General features: G+C 49.1%; 18 protein-coding genes and 1 pseudogene. 5 read left to right on the top strand and 14 right to left on the bottom strand.

The window, feature by feature from the left end:
• Positions 1-7 precede the first annotated feature (7 nt).
• From HV127_RS21705 to HV127_RS21690, 4 genes are read left to right on the top strand one after another with little or no spacing between them, the layout of a single operon-like run.
• The gene (locus tag HV127_RS21705; protein ID WP_182238683.1) at positions 8-478 is read left to right on the top strand and encodes a PTS sugar transporter subunit IIB; all 471 of its coding nucleotides are present in this window, start codon (positions 8-10) and stop codon (positions 476-478) included.
• Between the two features lie 42 nt (positions 479-520).
• Positions 521-1,315 carry a PTS sugar transporter subunit IIC gene (locus HV127_RS21700; protein WP_182238681.1) on the top strand — a complete coding sequence of 265 codons (795 nt, stop codon included), beginning with the start codon at positions 521-523 and terminating at the stop codon, positions 1,313-1,315.
• Positions 1,312-2,163, top strand: a complete 852-nt coding sequence (locus tag HV127_RS21695; RefSeq protein ID WP_182238679.1) for a PTS system mannose/fructose/sorbose family transporter subunit IID — start codon at positions 1,312-1,314, stop codon at positions 2,161-2,163. The genes HV127_RS21700 and HV127_RS21695 overlap by 4 nt, the downstream gene beginning before the upstream one ends.
• A gap of 11 nt (positions 2,164-2,174) precedes the next feature.
• The gene (locus HV127_RS21690; protein ID WP_182238677.1) at positions 2,175-3,227 is read left to right on the top strand and encodes a tyrosine-protein phosphatase; all 1,053 of its coding nucleotides are present in this window, start codon (positions 2,175-2,177) and stop codon (positions 3,225-3,227) included.
• A gap of 87 nt (positions 3,228-3,314) precedes the next feature.
• On the opposite strand, the gene HV127_RS21685 is transcribed toward HV127_RS21690, so the two are convergent.
• The 9 genes and pseudogenes from HV127_RS21685 to HV127_RS21640 form a co-directional block, all read right to left on the bottom strand.
• Positions 3,315-4,595 carry an MFS transporter gene (locus HV127_RS21685; RefSeq protein ID WP_182238675.1) on the bottom strand — a complete coding sequence of 427 codons (1,281 nt, stop codon included), beginning with the start codon at positions 4,593-4,595 and terminating at the stop codon, positions 3,315-3,317.
• A gap of 115 nt (positions 4,596-4,710) precedes the next feature.
• Positions 4,711-5,172, bottom strand: coding sequence for a RidA family protein (locus HV127_RS21680; RefSeq protein ID WP_182238673.1), 462 nt, complete (start codon positions 5,170-5,172; stop codon positions 4,711-4,713).
• 17 nt (positions 5,173-5,189) lie between these two features.
• Positions 5,190-6,350: a M20 family metallopeptidase gene (locus tag HV127_RS21675; RefSeq protein WP_182238671.1), complete on the bottom strand. Its 1,161-nt coding sequence runs from the start codon at positions 6,348-6,350 to the stop codon at positions 5,190-5,192.
• Positions 6,351-6,368: 18 nt separating this feature from the next.
• Positions 6,369-7,448, bottom strand: a complete 1,080-nt coding sequence (locus HV127_RS21670; RefSeq protein ID WP_182238669.1) for an alanine racemase — start codon at positions 7,446-7,448, stop codon at positions 6,369-6,371.
• Between the two features lie 15 nt (positions 7,449-7,463).
• Positions 7,464-8,135 carry a helix-turn-helix transcriptional regulator gene (locus HV127_RS21665; RefSeq protein WP_182238667.1) on the bottom strand — a complete coding sequence of 224 codons (672 nt, stop codon included), beginning with the start codon at positions 8,133-8,135 and terminating at the stop codon, positions 7,464-7,466.
• Between the two features lie 421 nt (positions 8,136-8,556).
• Positions 8,557-9,267, bottom strand: coding sequence for a hypothetical protein (locus tag HV127_RS21660; RefSeq protein WP_182238665.1), 711 nt, complete (start codon positions 9,265-9,267; stop codon positions 8,557-8,559).
• Positions 9,268-9,279: 12 nt separating this feature from the next.
• Positions 9,280-9,938 (bottom strand): annotated as a pseudogene (locus HV127_RS31815) (DUF5058 family protein).
• 38 nt (positions 9,939-9,976) lie between these two features.
• Positions 9,977-10,489 carry an L-2-amino-thiazoline-4-carboxylic acid hydrolase gene (locus HV127_RS21645; RefSeq protein ID WP_182238660.1) on the bottom strand — a complete coding sequence of 171 codons (513 nt, stop codon included), beginning with the start codon at positions 10,487-10,489 and terminating at the stop codon, positions 9,977-9,979.
• A gap of 29 nt (positions 10,490-10,518) precedes the next feature.
• Positions 10,519-10,869 (bottom strand): M20/M25/M40 family metallo-hydrolase, encoded by a 351-nt coding sequence (locus tag HV127_RS21640; RefSeq protein ID WP_275944527.1) that lies wholly within the window; start codon positions 10,867-10,869, stop codon positions 10,519-10,521.
• A gap of 130 nt (positions 10,870-10,999) precedes the next feature.
• Here HV127_RS21640 and HV127_RS21635 point away from each other — a divergent pair, with 130 nt between their 5' ends.
• On the top strand, positions 11,000-11,980 hold the full coding sequence (locus tag HV127_RS21635) for an IS5-like element IS5 family transposase (RefSeq protein ID WP_042934497.1): 981 nt from the start codon (positions 11,000-11,002) through the stop codon (positions 11,978-11,980).
• Between the two features lie 108 nt (positions 11,981-12,088).
• Here the strand turns inward: HV127_RS21635 and HV127_RS21630 are convergent, their stop codons facing one another.
• From HV127_RS21630 to ttrS, 5 genes are all read right to left on the bottom strand, one after another.
• Entirely contained in the window at positions 12,089-12,721 is a 633-nt protein-coding gene (locus tag HV127_RS21630; RefSeq protein WP_182238656.1) for a M20/M25/M40 family metallo-hydrolase, read from the bottom strand.
• Positions 12,722-13,600: 879 nt separating this feature from the next.
• The gene (locus HV127_RS21625; RefSeq protein ID WP_182238654.1) at positions 13,601-15,598 is read right to left on the bottom strand and encodes a TonB-dependent receptor; all 1,998 of its coding nucleotides are present in this window, start codon (positions 15,596-15,598) and stop codon (positions 13,601-13,603) included.
• Positions 15,599-15,608: 10 nt separating this feature from the next.
• Positions 15,609-16,667 (bottom strand): YncE family protein, encoded by a 1,059-nt coding sequence (locus HV127_RS21620; RefSeq protein ID WP_182238652.1) that lies wholly within the window; start codon positions 16,665-16,667, stop codon positions 15,609-15,611.
• Positions 16,668-16,831: 164 nt separating this feature from the next.
• A complete protein-coding gene (gene ttrR, locus HV127_RS21615; RefSeq protein ID WP_182238650.1) occupies positions 16,832-17,416 on the bottom strand; it encodes a tetrathionate respiration response regulator TtrR in 585 nt (194 codons plus the stop codon).
• Positions 17,391-19,163 carry a tetrathionate respiration histidine kinase TtrS gene (gene ttrS, locus HV127_RS21610; protein WP_182238648.1) on the bottom strand — a complete coding sequence of 591 codons (1,773 nt, stop codon included), beginning with the start codon at positions 19,161-19,163 and terminating at the stop codon, positions 17,391-17,393. The genes ttrR and ttrS overlap by 26 nt, the downstream gene beginning before the upstream one ends.
• Positions 19,164-19,241: the final 78 nt, after the last annotated feature.

Here is a 19,241-nt window from a genome sequence, read left to right as displayed (position 1 = left end):
AATTATTATGCCTATTAATCTTGCAAGAATTGACGACCGCCTTATTCATGGACAGGTTATTACCACTTGGGTCAAGAACCATGATATCGAACAAGTGCTGATCATCAACGATAAAGTTGCCGCCGATAAAATTCAGCAGTCTGTTTTAACGATGTCGGCACCGCCGGAATTAAAAGTACAAGTATTCGGCGTACAGAAATTTATTGAAATCCTGCAAAAGACGGAAATAAAAAGACGCACAATGCTGCTTTTTACCAACAGTATTGACGTCAATACATTGGTGGAAAACGGAATAAAAATCGACAAGCTCAACGTGGGCGGCATGAGAATGCAGGAAGGAAGAAGGACCCTTTCCCGCGCCGTCTCCGTGACGCCAGAAGAAGAGCAGGCATTTAAATCCATTATCGCCAGAAATATTCCCGTGGAAATACAGATGGTACCAAAAGATCCGGTAGTGGACCTACGGACGTTAATTTAGCACCAGCGTGAACGACGACTTTAAATAACCAGGGGTAACGCTATGTTAATTGAAGCTATTCTGGTCGCCATTTGGGCAGGTATCTGCTCACTGGACGACGTCGGGCCGCAGATGCTGCGACGCCCTCTACTGACGGGAACTGTCGCCGGCATTATTATGGGCGACATGGTTCAGGGACTGGCAATCGGCGCCACGCTGGAACTGATGTGGATGGGAATTGGCAACGTCGGTGCGTATTCAGCACCTGACGTTATCGCCGGGTCTATCATCGGCGTCGCATTGGGTATTTCTTCCAAGGGCGGTATCGCCGCGGGCATCGCCCTCGCCGTTCCGGTTTCCATACTCTGCCAGCAACTTCTCATTGTCTGGCGTTCTTTCGCCAGCTTCCTGAACGTCTGGGCGGAGAAATCCATCCAGAATGGTGACTATAGAAAACTGATCAAGATCCACTATTTCTCCACCCCAATGTGGTTTTTGATCCGCGCCGTCCCCTGCTTCCTGGCCGTCTATTTTGGCGGTGACCTGGTTGGGCGGATTCTGGCCGCCATTCCGGAAAGCATTCTGACCGGAATGGGGGTCGCCGCCAAAATGATCCCCGCAATCGGCGTATGTATTCTGCTTTTAATGCTGTTAAAAGGCCGGATGTGGTTCTTCTTCCTGCTCGGCTTCATGCTGACGACTTACCTTAAGTTGCCAATTATTCCTATCACCTTTATCGCTCTGGCCTTTGCCGTGCTTTATGACATGGCCTACAGCAATGGTAATAAAGCCGCAAATCCACTAGCGGAAAAAGAAAAACAGCCCGATACCGAGACTGAAGAAGGATATGACCTATGAGCGACATCGCCTCTTATCGCGTGGTTGACACCTCAACCAAGGACAAAAAGCTGACGAAGCAGGACCTTAACCGCATTTTCTGGAATATCCAGTCAATGTCATTCTCCTTTAACTATGAGAAGTTACAGACCATCGGCTTTGCTCACTGCATGATCCCGGTTCTCGAGCGGCTTTATGCCGATGCCGATCAGGCCACGCGCATTAAAGCCATGAAGCGCCATCTGGAGTTTTACAACTCGCAGGTGAATACCGGCGCGCTGATCATGGGCGTCACCGCCGCGCTCGAAGAAAAAACCACTGAAGAAGAAAAAGAAGCCGTTATTTCGGTAAAAGCCGGGCTTATGGGACCGCTTGCTGGTTTGGGCGACAGCTTGCTGAAATTTACCTGGTTGCCGATCTGCGGCAGTATTGGTGCAGCGTTTGCGCTCCAGGGAAATATTATCGGCCCTATTCTGATGTTTCTTCTGTTTAACATCGTCAACGTCGGCTCAAAGTATTTCTTTATCCACTACGGTTACAATAAAGGCGTCGATTTAATCGAACAGTCGAAAAACTCAAATATTATTCAGCGTATTTCCAACGTTGCCAACGTTGTCGGCGTCATGGTACTGGGGTCGCTAATTGCCACCACGGTGAAAGTATCAACGCCGCTGGTGATCGCTGTAGGTGAACAGTCGATCAAAGTGCAAGAGATGTTCGATAAAGTTATTCCCAATCTGCTCACCCTGCTATTTGCTCTGGGTATCTTTTTCCTGGTCAAAAAGTTTAAAGGTAAACATACCGTCGCTCTTATCGTCGGCATGATGGTTATTGGGGTGATCTGCTCGACATTGGGAATCTTAAATTAAAGGGATTAAGCATGAATGAAATATTGCAGTTTTCAGTTATTCGCAAAAATCTGACGCAGCTTGAAATTCGCTTCTCACCATCGCTGGACAACACTGCGCTTTACTGGACGCGGGAAAATAATGTCAACGCAACGGAGCGTCAGCGTATTACCGACTGTGCTGTCGACGCGGTGTATTTGGATGACCCTTTGCAGGCAGAGCAACGTATCTATTTTATTCTTGAGCATGCGGGAAAATCCTGGCTGTTTGCCGAAAGAACCCTACCGGTATCCGGCATCAATAACTTCAGGGACATGGGCGGCTATATCGGCGCGGAGGGGAAAAGGGTTAAATGGGGCATGTTCTACCGCTCCAACCATTTGCACAATCTGCATCCTCAGGCCCGGACCTATCTGGAAGGCTTGCACGTTAAAACTATTATCGATTATCGCAGTGCCAATGAAATCGCTAAGAGCCCCAATTGCTCTATCGGTGAACGTCAAACTTTTCACCTGGATGCTACAGCGCAAACCGCTGAGCTGGCCGCCCAGTTTGCCGCTGAGCCGAGCAATGAGGATCGTGCCCTGATAGAAAGCGTGATAAGCGATATTCCTGCTGAGTTAATCAATGGTCAGGGAGGTCAGGTTATTGAGCAGTATCGGAATTTCGTGGTCAGTGAGAAGTCAAAAAATGCTTTTAAGGCAATGATTAATGTGCTGCTTGACCCCGGTAATACGCCGAATATTCAGCACTGTCGCGGCGGCAAGGATCGCACAGGCTATGGCGCCCTGCTGATTCTCTCCATGCTGGGCGTTTCGGAGCAGGACATTATTGCCGACTATATGCTCACTGGCGCTAACCGCCTGGAGCGCAACAACGTGAAAATGGCCGCCTATCGGCAGATTACCGATAACCAGGATGTACTCGATTATTTACTTACGCTGATCGATACCCGCGAAGCGTTTATTGTTGAAGCGCTGAATGCCATGAAGGCCATGTCCGGCAGCGTTAATGATTATATTAAAACTGAGCTGGGTTTTAACGACGCTGACTTTAAAACAATGCAGGAACATTATTTAGAATAATTCCATCACGCGCTGATTGAAAAGATAGGGATAAGTAAGCCTCCAGCGCCAGCATGGAGGCTTCTCTTTGCTTGTTACTCGTAGCAATTATAGTGCAGCAGGATCAACAATCGGTTTATTCACCATAAAGAAATAAACCAGTGATGCCATAAAAGCAATGACGGAAGAGGCGACCAGTGCCAGGGTAAACGAACCGGTGTTGTCCAGAATCATGCCGGTAATAATCGGTGCAAAAGAGCCGCCGATAAAGCCGCCGAAATTCTGAATACCGCTGACCGACGTTATCAGGCGCGACGGTACCGACACCAGAATCAATCCCCATGCCGATGTCCCGGCAAAGTGAATTGAGAATAGCGCCATACTGATACAGGCTACGGCCATAAAGGTGCTGTCAGTATATGCGGCAGGAAGCGTAAAGCCTGCTGCGCAAAGAAGACCGAGGCAGATCATCCACTTGCGGCTTTTCATTTTATCCGCGCCACGTTTCATCACCCAGTCGGCGACTGCGCCATTAACCAGCATCCCGGCGGCACCAAACAGAAAGGGAATTGCCGCTACCCAACCCGTTTTTTCCAGACTCAGACCGCGTGACATTTCCAGATAAGAAGGTAGCCAGGTCAGAAACAACCAAACCATGTAGCCGACGCCATTAAACCCAATAATCATGCCCCACATGGATTTCTGCTTAAACAGCCCGGCCCAGTCCTTCAGGGTCACCTTCTCCTTACTGGATGGTGGCGTCTCTTCTTCCAGATGTGCAATATCCTCCGCCGACAGTCCGGCATCTTCCCGATTGCGATAGAACACAAACCAGAGAACGGAAAGGATAATACCGCTCACCCCAATAATGATGAACATCATGCGCCAACCGAAAGCCAGCATCATCGCGATAAGCAGCGGTGGCGCCAGCGCTTGCGCCAGAGTGGATGACATATTAACAATCCCCATCGGCACGCCGCGCTGACGGATGTTATACCAGTCATTCACCACCTTCACGCCAGTTGGCAGGTGCGGAGATTCCCCGATACCCAGTACGACACGAGCGACAATCATCTGGCTGAACGAGCCGACAAACCCCAGTGCGGTCTGGGCCGCAGACCACAGGAAGATGCCGAAACCGTAGACCTTTTTGATTCCGTAGCGTTCCATCACCATGCCAATCGGCAGCTGGCACAGGGCGTAACCGAATGAGAATACCGACAGCAGCAATCCCATTTCCGTTGCCGTCAGCCCCATTTCTTCACGAATGGTGGTATTGGCAATAGAAAGTGAGGTTCTGTCGAGGAAATTAATAATACCCGCCACGAGCAAAAACAATAATGCCATAATTTGCAAACGCTTCAGGCGAGGGCTTGCTTGACTGGACATATATTATCCTTTTGTAAGGTTAACCACGGCACAATTCTGCTGAGAGCAGAATCGTGACGTCACAGAGACCCGGATATATTCCCGGAGGTTTTCTAATGCTAAATACTAATTATGTTTAATCTTTTATTTCAAAAATAAGTTCAATTTCAACAGGCGTATCAAAAGGTAATGTATTGGTACCGATTGCCGAGCGAGCATGTTTGCCCGATTCGCCAAATATCGCAATGAGTAAATCGGAAGCGCTGTTCATGACTAGCGGCTGCTCTTTAAAACCTTCGACGCTTTGTACAAAACCCAGCATTTTGATACAACCAGAGACCCGATCGAGGTCGCCAAGATATCCTTTCAGCGACGACAGAATATTGATAATACACTGGCGAGCCGCCGCCTGCCCTTGTTCAATCGATAAATCTCTCCCAAGGGCTCCCTGATAAATTAACTCGCCATTAACCCGGCAGTCGTTTCCCGAAGAGTAGAGTAAATTCCCCGTCTGTTTAATCGGAACATAAGAGAATTTAGGTGCAGTAGGTTCGCTGAGTGTAATACCCAGTTCGACAATACGAGCTTCAATGTTCATTGTGGTTCCCTGATAATTTATTTCAGCAAATATAATGCCAGCGACGTATATATTTGTGCTGCCTGGTGAAGTTCCTCAATTTTTACATATTCATCTTTGACGTGAGCCTGGGCTAAATCTCCTGGCCCCATAATAATCGTCGGGATCTGACACCCGACCGAGAAAAATGGCGCTTCACAAGTCGCATCAAAAATCGTTTTTCTCGCTGCACCGGTTACCGAGTCTACGACCTGACAGGCGGCTTCTACCAACGGGTGAGACTCTTCAATCGCCGATGCTGGAATAAACAGGTAGTTCTCCAGCGAATAATCTTGTTGCGGATTGAGACCGATGCCATGGAGAGCCCTTTGCAAGCTGTCATTGATCTCATTACGTCTTTCTCCCGGCAATACGCGGCGATCGATTTCAATGCTGCATGATTGCGGCACGATATTCGGCGCACTGCCGCCGTTAATGGTGGTCACCAGCATCGAGGCATTGCCCAGCAGCTCATGATGCTTAAGCTTCACCCGACGGCATTCCTCAAGTAATTCAGGAAGGAGTCCCGCCATTTTGTCGATGGCGCTATCCGGGTTGCGGGTTTTCGCTGCATGCCCGGCGGTACCGTGAGTGGTCAAACGGGTGCGACTCACCCCCTTGTGGGCCACGCAAATCTCCAGCGAGGTGGGCTCGCCAATAATGGCATAATCTGCCTCCACTCCTTGGGCAACAAAGTGCTCCATACCCAGGTTAATCCGCTCTTCATCAACGTTAAACAGCAGGACAATTTCACCATTGAAGGCATACTGGCGGCGTTTAATCAGGATTGCAGAAAACATCATGGTCGCCACGCCGGATTTCATATCTGCCGCACCACGGCCAATAATACGATCACCATCAATGACCGCAGCAAACGGATCTACCGACCACCCTTCGCCGCATGGCACCACGTCTGAATGACCGTTAAGGATCAGCCGCTTGCCGGGTTGTTGGCCTTTGAGACGGGCGATGACGTTCGGTCGGTCCGCCGCAACTTCCTGTATATCGACGTCAATTCCTTCTGCACGTAATACCTCAGCGATAAATAGAGCGACCGCTTTTTCATTTCCCGGAGGATTTTCCGAAGGAAACTGTATCAGCCGGCAAAGGAGCGTAGTGAGTTCCTGCCGTTCGCCAGCAGTGAGTTCAATATTAGTCATGATAATACTCTTAGTTAATTAATAGCTTTTTCCGCGAGCGTCTATAGCAATCGTTTCGCTTAATTTTCCGTTGCGGAATGCATATATTTCATCGACCAGGTTGGCGACCACGCAGCAGTGGTTAGGTATAATATGCACCTGCTCGCCTATGGCCAGCGAAACTTTTTCCGGGTCATAGCGCAAATAACCATGTTCTTCATTGAGTTTTACCAGAGCGACATCCGGATGCTCCTGAATTAACCCGTAAGACTCTGCTGTCGCAGAGAGATCTGAGGTCAGCGATTTGGTACCAGCATCCAGTGTGGCATAGCCAGGTAGTGGAATGCTGACTATCGTTGAACAAATTGTCAGGGCGCAGTTTTCAGGGGTATAAATTCCACCATTAATGGCATTCATATCACCGAAAATAAAATTCCCGGCTCGTGACTCTGTAATTCCATTCAGCTCATCGGCATAAAATGAGGATAGCGTCGAGCCGCCGGATAAGACGTCAATAGCAAAACCGTGTGCGTTAAGGATATCCCTGCTTTGGATTAACAGCATGGCTTCTTCACGCGCTGCCCGACGAATATCGGGTTCATTGCGATATTGATAAATGGTACCGGCATAGGTGAATACACCTTTTACCCTTAAACCTGGAAGCTCTGCCACCGCGCGGGCGAAATCCAGCAGTTGTTCTGGTTGAATCCCTTCACGGTGTGCGCCGAAATCAATGGCGATATCGATGTCAAACGTCAGGCCATTTCTCACCGCTGCGCGCGATAATCCCTCAGCGCCAGGCAGGCTATCGACAATAGTACGAAGAGTGACTTTACGCGCCAGCTCAGCATAGCGCTGGCATTTATCATCGCCGATCAGCGGATAAGCCAGCAGAATAGAGGTAATCCCGCCAGCGGCCATCACTTCCGCTTCTGATAGTTTGGCACAGGTAATCCCACTCGCTCCCAGCTCTTGCTCAAGCTTAGCCAGCCGCACGGATTTATGGGTTTTGATATGCGGCCAGTGCTGAATATGATTACGTGTCAGTCCGGACGTCATAGCGATAATATTCTTCTCCATGATGTCCATATCCAGTGCAACATAAGGTGTTGTTAACATTTTTCCTCCTGACGGCTAGCCGTCAATAGATGGGTTCTCCCCTCGGACCTCTCCCAGGTAGGCATAAAGGGTGTATTTTGATATATTCAGAAACTCGCAGATTTTCTCTCCTGATTTTTTGATGAGGAAAACGCCCTTCTCATCGAAAAATTTAATGGCGTTAAGCTTATCCTGCTTAGACATATTGCTGACCGGGACATCAATAAGCGCCATACACTCAGCAATCAGGTAATCCAGTAGCTCATTGACATCCTTGACGAAGACCTCTTTGACGTCCTCTTTTTTTGCCGGAGTGGAATCACCTCGACCGGCCATCTTATTCAGTATTTTCTCAGCCAGTAAAATATCGCTGATGTCCAGATTGATACACAGTGCGCCAATGACCTGTTTATTGTCATCGCGAATGTAAACAGAGGTTGATCGCAGCGTCTTACCATCGCGGGTACGGGTGACATAATTATGCCTGTCGCCGTTTACGTCAGTGCCCCGAAGGACTTCCAGGCCCAGATTACTGCTGGGGTCTCCTACTTTTCGACCAGTGACATGACCATTAATGATCCCGACGATACTGCTCTCCAGCCCCAGAGAATGGTCGTGTAAGACCACCTCGCAGTTCTCACCAAACTGGTTGGCTATCCCTTCCATCATCGGAATAAAGAAATCCAAGTTCTCTTGTATGTTTTTCATATCGACCTGATTTTATGTTAGGCAATCAAACTTTTTGTAATGTATACCTGCATCGACTGATAACCATCAAGAATGCTCTGGGTAAAAAGTGATCAGTAGCACACTAATTTCTTACTTTTTGTTTGTATATGGAGGTGAGTCAAACTTTTTGTGTGATTTTTATGGAAGTGAGGACGATATCTGGGTTGCTGAAAATGTTAACTGAACAATCGGGATATACCTGATGGCGGCTGATCAAACACCAGCGGAATGGCTGCTTTTATTACGGTCATGTGAGAGGGAACTGCCCCGGTAGAAAAACTCCGAGCCGAGAAAGGCCTGATGGTCATCAGTACTCGAAGTTAGAAAGCATCTATGTATAAATAAACAATGCTTTTTCTACCGGGAAAATATGAACTCCACTATTATGAGGAAAACTTCTTCAGATGTTTTTCCCCTTGCTTTCTGGGCTAAAGGTGATCTTCGCTAATAACATGCAAGTGATGACGCAAATAATAATCGATGCATAACCTCCGCCAAAGGGCAATGTGGTAAATATACCCAATACTGCAAATACTTTAACAATGAAGATCACAGGCAGCGCGCTCAGTGACAATTTTATTGAGCTATTAAGCAAACGCTCCATAAACAGTGCGCCGAATAGTGATGGCAGGAGAAACTGTAATGCATCCAGTATAGTATGGGGCAACAAATCAATAATCACCTGCCCAGCAACCGCCAGAAACGTCATTAACCCCAGACTAATAAATGTTGAGACTGCAATACCAATAGCGGAAATAATCGTCCCTTCCTTTGTTCCCAATTGATAGCCAGAAGCACTAAGCGCTTGTGTTGAAGCAGGAACGCGGACTTCTTTAGTATTGCCTGCCATATAGGATAAATACATACCCGGGGTGCCAAATATTGACTGTAGAGAGATCGGATCAACAATATACCATGGCAATAAAATTGAAAGCATTGACACCATCCCAGTAAAAATACTATCAGTCGTCGGGTGAGCGTCGAAATAAAACAAAAGCACTAATACAGGTAAATAAGCCACCAATAATACTAACCGAGTACACCACTTCCCTCTGTTTATAATATATGGCATGTAATCTTTAGTGAAAATTGCTTCTTTTGTTCGTTCCATTTTTGACTTCCTTTATTTACTCAGCACGGCTACGCACATTCCAACAAGCATGCAAATTGTCAACCCCCACTCCTTTAGCCACTGTATGTTCGCTTTACGATTATACAGAATAATTACTGCCATCGAGAGTGCTGAAGCAATAACTGCAATAGTGTTGGCCCCTAATGGATAAGCGAAATTCATTGTCAGGGCACCAAAACTTCCAATCATTGCACCGCTTCCAATAATGGGTATCAGATGCGTATTTCCTCCTGACATAAATTGGTTAACATTATCCATACGGTGGGCAAAGAAAGAGACAAACAGTAAAAATGGTAGCCCGCAGGTGGTCATTACTATTGCAGCAGCACAAAGATAGTCAACAGTTAATGTATCCTGCCCAATTTGATACCCATACCATCCGCGGTAAATGCAGCCTCCATCAACGCATCAGCAACTGAACCAATAAAGTCAACACGCATCCAGGCCATAGGTGCGCCAACGTAAAGCATCAAAGTCAGGATACCGGAGAGCATCATAAAACAAGGGCCGATGGATGCAATGGATGCCCCACGAATTGCACTGCGAACCGCTTTATCTGGAATGCCAATGTCAGCTGCCGTTTTTACGCTTTTTCGAAAAAACAGCCATGCCTGGATAAATACAAAACATAGCGCCGGTGCTGCCGCCATCCATAAAATAAAACTATTAGCAATTTCATTATATTCTTTCATCCCTCAGCACCTTTACATCCTTCCATTTTAAAACAGAATGTGCATGTATTATCTGTGAAGAAATGTTTGTTATGAATGCATTTAAGATCGGGATTGTAACCATAAGCAATTGCAGGGTCGATCATTTCGCAATAGAGAATGCCATAAGCTTCCATACCTGTTTTCTGGAACTCACTGGCAAATACGCAACGGGTAAATATCTGCTCCACGTAACCTTCATGATAACTGTCGATACTTTCAAATTCATCACTGCGATCCATATCATAGCTGACCAGGTAATTGTCACTATCGTTAGTTTTTCCGCGAGCAAAAGCGCGTTTAGCAATATCCTCACCGCGCTCAACACCAAAATTCCACACACCGCGCTTAATTGCTTCCGCTCCTTTTTCACCAAATTCATCTACAACTTCCTTAGCTAAATGGGAAAACATACGGGCAAACATTTGATACATTGATACAGGCTTGAGGTCATCGGAAATTTTATTACTGACATTTTTTTTAGAGTTCATGATTATCTTCCAGTGAGTTGTAGGTAATATTAGAGACTGTCGATTTTAAGTATGGTATTAAAGAGTACATTGACTCCGTTTTCCATGTCATCCCAAAAAACACGCTCTGCAGGATGATGTGTAATTCCTTTTTCACAGGGAACAAATATCATGGCGGAGCGACTAATCCCTGCCATAATCATAGCATCATGACCCGCACCGCTACTCATATGTTGCCAGGTCAGATTTCGTTCTTTACAGATGTTTTTAATAATATCTTTCAGCGTACTATCCATCTCCACAGGTTGTTTAAACGAGATTTCATCCGTATCAATTTCTACAGAACAACGCTTGGCAATTTTAACCCCCTCTCTATGTATATAGCGTATAATATCTTGCACAATAGTTGATGTTCCGGAACGAATATCAAGAGTAAAGCGACATTCACAAGGAATACAGTTAGGGAAGGTGCGAACAAGTCCCTGATATGAGATCATGTTTGTCATCTGGAGCCATGGAACAGGGTTCATCATGAGTCATCAACTTACCTTCGCCGACAGTGAATTCAGCAGTAAGCGCCGTCAGACCAGAAAAGAGATTTTCTTGTCCCGTATGGAGCAGATTCTGCCATGGCAAAACATGGTGGAAGTCATCGAGCCGTTTTACCCCAAGGCTGGTAATGGCCGGCGACCTTATCCGCTGGAAACCATGCTACGCATTCACTGCATGCAGCATTGGTACAACCTGAGCGATGGCGCGATGGAAGATGCTCTGTACGAAATCGCCTCCATGCGTCGGTTTGCCCGGTTATCCCTGGATAGCGCCTTGCCTGACCGCACCACCATCATGAATTTCCGCCACCTGCTGGAGCAGCATCAACTGGCCCGCCAATTGTTCAAGACCATCAATCGCTGGCTGGCCGAAGCAGGCGTCATGATGACTCAAGGCACCTTGGTCGATGCCACCATCATTGAGGCACCCAGCTCGACCAAGAACAAAGAGCAGCAACGCGATCCGGAGATGCATCAGACCAAGAAAGGCAATCAGTGGCACTTTGGCATGAAGGCCCACATTGGTGTCGATGCCAAGAGTGGCCTGACCCACAGCCTAGTCACCACCGCGGCCAACGAGCATGACCTCAATCAGCTGGGTAATCTGCTGCATGGAGAGGAGCAATTTGTCTCAGCCGATGCCGGCTACCAAGGGGCGCCACAGCGCGAGGAGCTGGCCGAGGTGGATGTGGACTGGCTGATCGCCGAGCGCCCCGGCAAGGTAAGAACCTTGAAACAGCATCCACGCAAGAACAAAACGGCCATCAACATCGAATACATGAAAGCCAGCATCCGGGCCAAGGTGGAGCACCCATTTCGCATCATCAAGCGACAGTTCGGCTTCGTGAAAGCCAGATACAAGGGGTTGCTGAAAAACGATAACCAACTGGCGATGTTATTCACGCTGGCCAACCTGTTTCGGGCGGACCAAATGATACGTCAGTGGGAGAGATCTCACTAAAAACTGGGGATAACGCCTTAAATGGCGAAGAAACGGTCTAAATAGGCTGATTCAAGGCATTTACGGGAGAAAAAATCGGCTCAAACATGAAGAAATGAAATGACTGAGTCAGCCGAGAAGAATTTCCCCGCTTATTCGCACCTTCCCTAGCAACGGACCCTGTTCATCATGAAGTTCTACAAAAGCCTTAATTGTTTCGGGATGCCTTCGTGTTGGCACTACCTGATAATCAGAAGAATAAGTTTGAAGTACATCTCGTAGTGTATCTCCATTTTCACTACTGATTCTGTCGCGATCTTTCTCGGTAAATTCACCAGAAATAAAACGGCTACCCAATAGAACGATACCAAACCGGGTACCTTCTTCCTCAATAAATCCAACAACTTCAAAAGTATGATTTAACTGGATCCCATTTTCTTTGAGCATTCTGGCAACTTCCAGGGCTGCAACAACTCCGGCAATTCCATCAAATGCCCCTGCATTGCGTACCGTATCCAGGTGAGAACCGCTGAGAATGGCTGGCAGTTGCGGATTTTTGCCTACCAGCCGACCATAGATATTCCCAACATCGTCTTCGATAATCTCCAGACCTGCCTCACGCATCTGACATTTTATATATTCAACACCTTCACGATACTTTGGCGTAAAACCGATACGGGTCACTCCGCCATTACATGGCTCAGAAATCTCTTTCAGATCGTCAATGTTTTTTTGTACACGAGCAATATTTGTCATTACCATTTCAGTGCTCCAGCATTATTTTTAACATCATTTTGTAGGTTAGTTGCATACCGTCACAGGCTATTTTTCCTATCGATAGTGTCTTTGGTCGATACGCGTATGCTCAGTATCTTGTTCAACACCTGATTCTTTAACAACAACCCCGGCATAAGCCAATGCCACACATTCAGCACATCCTGATGCAGAGTAATTTCGTTTGTAAAAATGGGGTAAACTAAATTTCATCGCTGCCATTGCCTTTTTTGTCAGGTATTAATAAGCAAGATTAACGGATGAGTATCTTTTCCCTAAACATATCTAGTTACATGGAGAAATACTTTGTCTTTTTATGGCTATTATTTGAGCTGAAGAGAATTTTTTTCTATTACGTCATTTTTTTGATTTTAAAAAAGCAAAGTATCTCATTGAATTTTAATGAATATTAAATAATTCACCGATTCTCACTGCAGTAAACAATGGAATATTTTTATCTTTTAATTAAAAACAGAGAAATGAACCTGCTTTCAGTGAACTTACGATAGATAATCTTACCCAAGTAACATGTACCTGGCCCCAGGCGGGGTTTTTAGTTTCAAACACCTTCGGGCTTATGGAGTCTGATTGACTCCACATCAACTTGTATGACGTTTGGCTATGCCAGTTTCACTTCATGCAGGTAACAGCAATCACGACATGATTTTGAGGAAGGCGTTAATTTCGATGGCTCTATCGAAAGCGTAAATCATAAAAGGCGGGAAAAGAGCTGGAGTATCAAGTATCAGCTCATAAAAATTAACAAAGGACGTCCGTTGATATCCTGATTACAGCATCCTAAATACGCTTCCTTCCCTGCGATACCGCAGGCATTTATCCAGGGGCCATCAGGCCCCTGCATCATTTTTAGAACTCGACGCGGCCGCCGAAATTATAACGCCGCCCTTCCAGCATCGACGTTTGCCGATATGACGTGGCGTAAATCGGGTTCACATTAAACAGATTGTAGATACCGCTCATCAGCGTAACGTGCTTATTCAGGTGATAACGCGCACCTAAATCAACCAGCGCATAGGCCTCTGTTGAACTGGATTTGCCGATATCCGGTGAATTGCTGCGCCAGCTTGCCTTGGTCCACAGTTCCAGATCGTTCGTCGTATTCCAGGTCAGTGAAACGTTGGCCATGCTGCTTGGGAAATCGCTCAGCGCGTAACCCTTATAGTCACCGCTTTTCTGCTCACTGTGCGTATAGGTGTAGTTCACGTTGGCTTTCAGCGCGGCGGTGGCCTGCCAGTCGCCGTTCAGCTCCAGACCATAAATCTCCGCATCACCCACGTTAATGTATTGCGACACGGTGTCAGCGGTATAGCCATTGTATTGACACTGCTGGGTAGCAGAGGAAGTACAGATGGTGTGATCGCTGATTTTGTCCTTGAATTTGGTATGGAAGATGGTGGCATCCAGCGCCAGCGCATCTTTCTGCCAGTACACGCCCAGTTCGGTGTTGATGCTCTGTTCCGGCTTCAGGTCATCATTACCAATACCGATTTCAGAATAGGGATAAGCACCATAGACGCTGGTAAAACCGGCATTATTCTGACGCAGGTCCGGCTTCTTATAACCCGCGGAAACGCCCCCTTTCAGCGCCCAGGCTTCATCAATGGTCCAGTTACCGTACAGCTTCGGCGTCACGTGGTAGCCAAAATAGCTATCATGATCCAGACGCGCTGAGGTCGTCAGCGTGAAGTCCGGCACCATCATCCACGCATCTTCCGCAAATACCGCCCAACCATGGCGGGTGATCTTGCTGACCGGGGTCACGCCAGGTGCCTGTTTATCTTCTATGCCGAAAGTGTCGTTCAGTTCGTTGCGCGTAAAATTCACGCCCAGCGTTAACTTGTGATCGGCCAGCGTAAAGGTGTTCGCACTATTGGCTTCGAAGTTATTCTGCTTAATAAACTGCGAATCCATGCCGGGCACGCGATACTCCGTGCGGGCTTTCTCGTAGCTGATAAAGTTCTTCACTTCTACGAGGTCATCGCCGTACCAGGCGTGCTGTGAAAGCGAGGCCGCATCGCGGTCAAAGCCCCAGTACCACTGCTTATCGTTGTGGGTTTTCTCCTGATTGCCTTTGGAGGCGTTCAGATCCCAAAGCTGAGTATCGGTGGGCGACATCGAAATCGTTGCATCCAGATTCCCTGCCTGATGTTTAACAAAACGTTCTTTGGTCGGGCTATCATCATCGCGGCGGTCAAGGTAATCCGCCCCCACGCTCACCCCGAGCTTGCCCGGGATCACCGGCCCCATAAAGAAAGCGTTGGTCTGGTTGGTATTACCGTATTCGCTTTTCTCCTGCAGGAAGTAATTATCCTCCAGCACTCCCGTCCATTTATCGAGGTTGTAAGCCTTTTTGGTGATGACGTTAACCACGCCGCCGATGGAGTCCGAACCATACAGCGAGGACATCGGCCCGCGAATCACCTCAACCCGTTCGATGGCGGCCAGCGGCGGCATAAAGGCCGCCTCAGTCCCAATATGGTGCCCGTAAGGCCGGGATTCGCGGGTAGACTGCTTAATGCCGTTGACCATAAACGAGGTATACGACGAATCCATACCGCGCATCTGCACATCGCCGGTTGCCAGGCTGCCGTGACCGTTGCCCACCAGCACACCCGGCATTTCGCGGATGGCTTCCGTCACGTTCTGATTCGAACGGGTATTCAGCGCTTTCTCATCGAGCACAGAGATCGTCGCGGGTGCCTCGCGTCTCTCCTGGCTGAATCCGGTGGCGGTCACCACCATCTGCTCTTCGTTGACGGGCGTGCTGTCTGCTGCGTAAACGGCCGCTGGCAGATTGGCGAAGGCGAGCGCAATCGCCACGTCCATGCGTGTCTTAATCGTCACAAAAAAGTCCTTAAAATTTAGTTAGATCAATCTTGAGAATGTAGTCAGCCTGGTCGGTTTTTTCGTCCTGTTTGACGCTGGCATAAAGCGTTCTGCCATCCGCAGAAAGCACCAGGCTGTTGGGCATGGCCGCCGTTTTGATAGTGTGTTTGACACCGTTAGTTTTCGCGTCAATCACGCTAATCGAGCGATCGTTGCGATGGGTAACGTAGATCTCATCGCGCGCGGCGTTATACAGCACCGCAATCGAGTTAGGCGTGGCAATACGCTGAACCAGCTTGCCGGAGTCCAGTTGCACCACCAGCACATCGCGGGTATTGGTATCAGCGATGTACCCGACTCCCGCAGCGCTATTCAAGGCGATATTGAGGAAATAATGCTCAGTTTCAGCCGGATCAACCTTCACACGGGAAAGCAGTTTTGATGTTTTGCCATCAAGGGTAACCAGCTCCCCATTACCGGTGACCACATAAACCTTCTCACCCGTAGCATCCACAGCAAAACCCACCGGCTCGATTTTGCCGATTGTTTCCAGCAACTGTTGTTTACGCGTATCGACGACCCAAAGCAGGCCTTTGTCTTTACGTCCAATCCCGGAAACGTACAGGCGTTGATTCTGCTTATCGAGCACGACTTCACGCACGTGGGCCTTTTTATCAGGATCCGAATCATCGCTGAGCTGAATAGTTTTAATCACTTTGTTGGTCAGCGTATCCAGAAGCGTGACTGAACCGTCCAGGGCGTTACCCAAATACAGGATATGGTTTTCTTCATCCAGAGAGAGCGCAAAGGTACGGCGCTCGGTGGCTATCTTCTCATTAATCTGCAGAGAGTCGGCGGCCAGGCGAAACACCACGCCGGCCGTTTTATCTTTCTCAAAGGAGGGGGCCGAGGCGGCAAAGATCGTCTTCTGACCGTTATCATAGGCCAGCTCATAAACCCCATGACCCAATGGTTGTGAGCGGAAATCCTTCTCGCTGAAATCCTTTGCCGACGCGCAAAAAGCATGAAGAGATAATGAAATGGCCAGCGCGCAGAGCGTGGCTTTCTTTACAGATGCTGTAGACATGTAATTTTTCTTTACAGTAGTTTACGGAATGCAAACAATAATGAATATGAATATCATTTGCAATTGCATGGTCCTCCATACTCCCTACCAAGTTTTGTGTTGTAATCGAAGCGGCAGCGGTTTACACGTGCGCTGAAATGGCTACAGGTCACGCAGAGGATTAACTACATAAACTGCTGTAATATCCGGACTAATTCCGCCAGACTCCCCGCCTGCATCTTCTCCATCACTCTTGCCCGATGCACCTCTACCGTGCGTACAGCAATGTTCATCATCTCCGCAATCTCCCGATTCATCAGTCCCTTCACCACCAGCAGAGCCAGTTCACGCTCTTTGGGCGTCAGTTGCTGATAGCTGGTCAGGATTTGATGCCGTGAAAACGCCTCGCCGGAGACCACCAGCGCACGATCCAGCGCGGTTTGCAGCGGCTGGGCAGAAACCGGTTTTTGCAAAAAATCCACCGCCCCGCGCTTCATCTGCTCTACCGCCATCGGCACGTCGCCATGCCCGGTCAGAAATACCACCGCCAGCGAACTGCCACGCTGACGTAGCGCCTCATGAACGCCCTGACCGTCAAGCACTGGCATCCGCATATCCAACAGCACCACGCCAGTCTGATAGAGGTCGGCCTGTGCCAGAAATGTTTCCCCCTCCTCCCAGCACAACGCTTCATAACCCAGGCTTTCCAGCAAAAATGCGCATGCGCTGGTGACCGCCAGATCATCATCCAGCAGATGAATTATCGCCATGGCTGCTCTTGTCCTCTTGTTGCGAAAAATTCAGCATGACGGCGACGCCGTTGTGCCCGTCAGGTGCGGCGCGGTTGATGATGTTGATCTCCCCCCGGGCGAAGCGCACCAGACGCTGACAAATCACTAATCCCAGCCCCATCCCCTCTTTTCGACGGGTTTTAAAGGGCTGAAACACCTGACTCAGCTGTGCATCATCAATACCGCCGCCGTTGTCCTGCAAGGTGATACTGACGACTCCGGGTTTCCGGACGGCGCTGATCCACAGCATTTTCGCCCCCGCCTGCGCCGCGTTGAGGATCAGATTCGCCAGCACCTGCTCCAGCAGTACCGGCGGCAATACGAGCGTCACTGAACGATCGACATCGCTGTTCAGCAGCAGTTGGGGAAATTGCTGCGGCACACGCAGCCACTGCCAGACATGGTCAATCGCCTGGCGAACGCTAATCTGTTCCCACTCATCCGCCAGCATGGGCTTCCCTTGCGCCTGACTAACCCAGTGGCGCAGATTACGTAACGTATCCGCCCCGCGCTGGGCCTGATGGTCAATATGCTCCAGCGCGGGAAGCAACGGATGCTGCCGATCCTGTTTCTGCAAACGGATCGTACACCCCTGCGCATAATGGCGGATGGCGGACAGCGGTTGATTAAGTTCGTGGGCGAAGCCCGAGGTCATCTCACCCAGGACGCTCATCTGCCTTGCCGTTTCCAGGGCCTGCTCCTGCTCGCGCAACTGCACGGCGTTGCGTTCCAACTGCCTGCCGCGCCGTCGCACCAGTAGCATCACCCAGATATAGTTTAGCGTTAGCAGCAACAGGGCCAGTGCGGTTCCGCCCATGATGAACTGGTGCTGGATCAGCCAGCTTTTAACATCCAGCCACAGCCGCCGCTGCTGAGGATGCTGCCGGACTTCGCGCAACAGTGCCTCTACCTGGCTGGTCGAGGCCGCCGCGCCCCAGTGAAAGGCGGCATCCTCTGGCGCATTAAACAATGCGCGGGTCACCCGATCGGCCAGCGCATCGCTGACTTCGGGCAGCGCGGCAAACGACCAGTCGGGGTACAGCGGCGTGCTGGTCAGGCAAGGAATGACCGCAGCACGGCGAATAACCGCCACAAAATCGGCTTTATTCACCAGCCCTTCGTCGGCCATTTTTTCCAGCAGGCAGGTCGGCACAATCGCCGCATGCACCACCTGTTCACGCAACAGATAGATCAGCGCATCGGCGGGAAAGCCGGTAAAACGCAGATGGAGGTCGCGCTCCGGTCTCAGTCCGGCGTCGCTCAGCGCCTTCATTCCCAGCAAATAACCGCCGAAAGCCTGGGGATCGATAGCCCCTACCGTCTTGCCGATCAGGTCAGTCGCTGACGAAATACCGCTATTGCGACGCGTTAAAATCACGCTACCTATCACGTTGCCCGTTCCGAGCGATGAGCGTAAAGAGGCCAGCCAGCGCAGCGGAGAGTAGCTATTTAGCTGCACAAACTGCGCTGGATTGGTCACCACGAACTGTACGGAACCGTTATTCACCGCTTCCTGCATCTGCTGTAGATCCAGCGGCTGAATATGGAACTGCTGGTCCGGTAACTGTTGATTAAGTGCGGCTTCCAGCGGCTGCCAGTGGCTGCGGGTAAAAACCTCGCCCCGCATCGCCAGAACGCCGATATTCCATGAGTCCGCCCATGCCTGAGCATTCAGCAGTAATGCCGATGCCAGCAGCGCCAGACGTCGCCGTTTTTTTGCTCTCACCCGATTATCCCTGTTCATTATGTTGTTTTAGATCAACAACCCGCCGGGTATGTGGTTAACCACAATAGAGCTGCCCCC

Source organism: Klebsiella sp. RHBSTW-00215, from assembly GCF_014103785.1.
Lineage (GTDB): Bacteria > Pseudomonadota > Gammaproteobacteria > Enterobacterales > Enterobacteriaceae > Klebsiella.
Note: the sequence above shows the minus strand (reverse complement) of the source record. Positions and strands in the feature narration are given on the sequence as shown.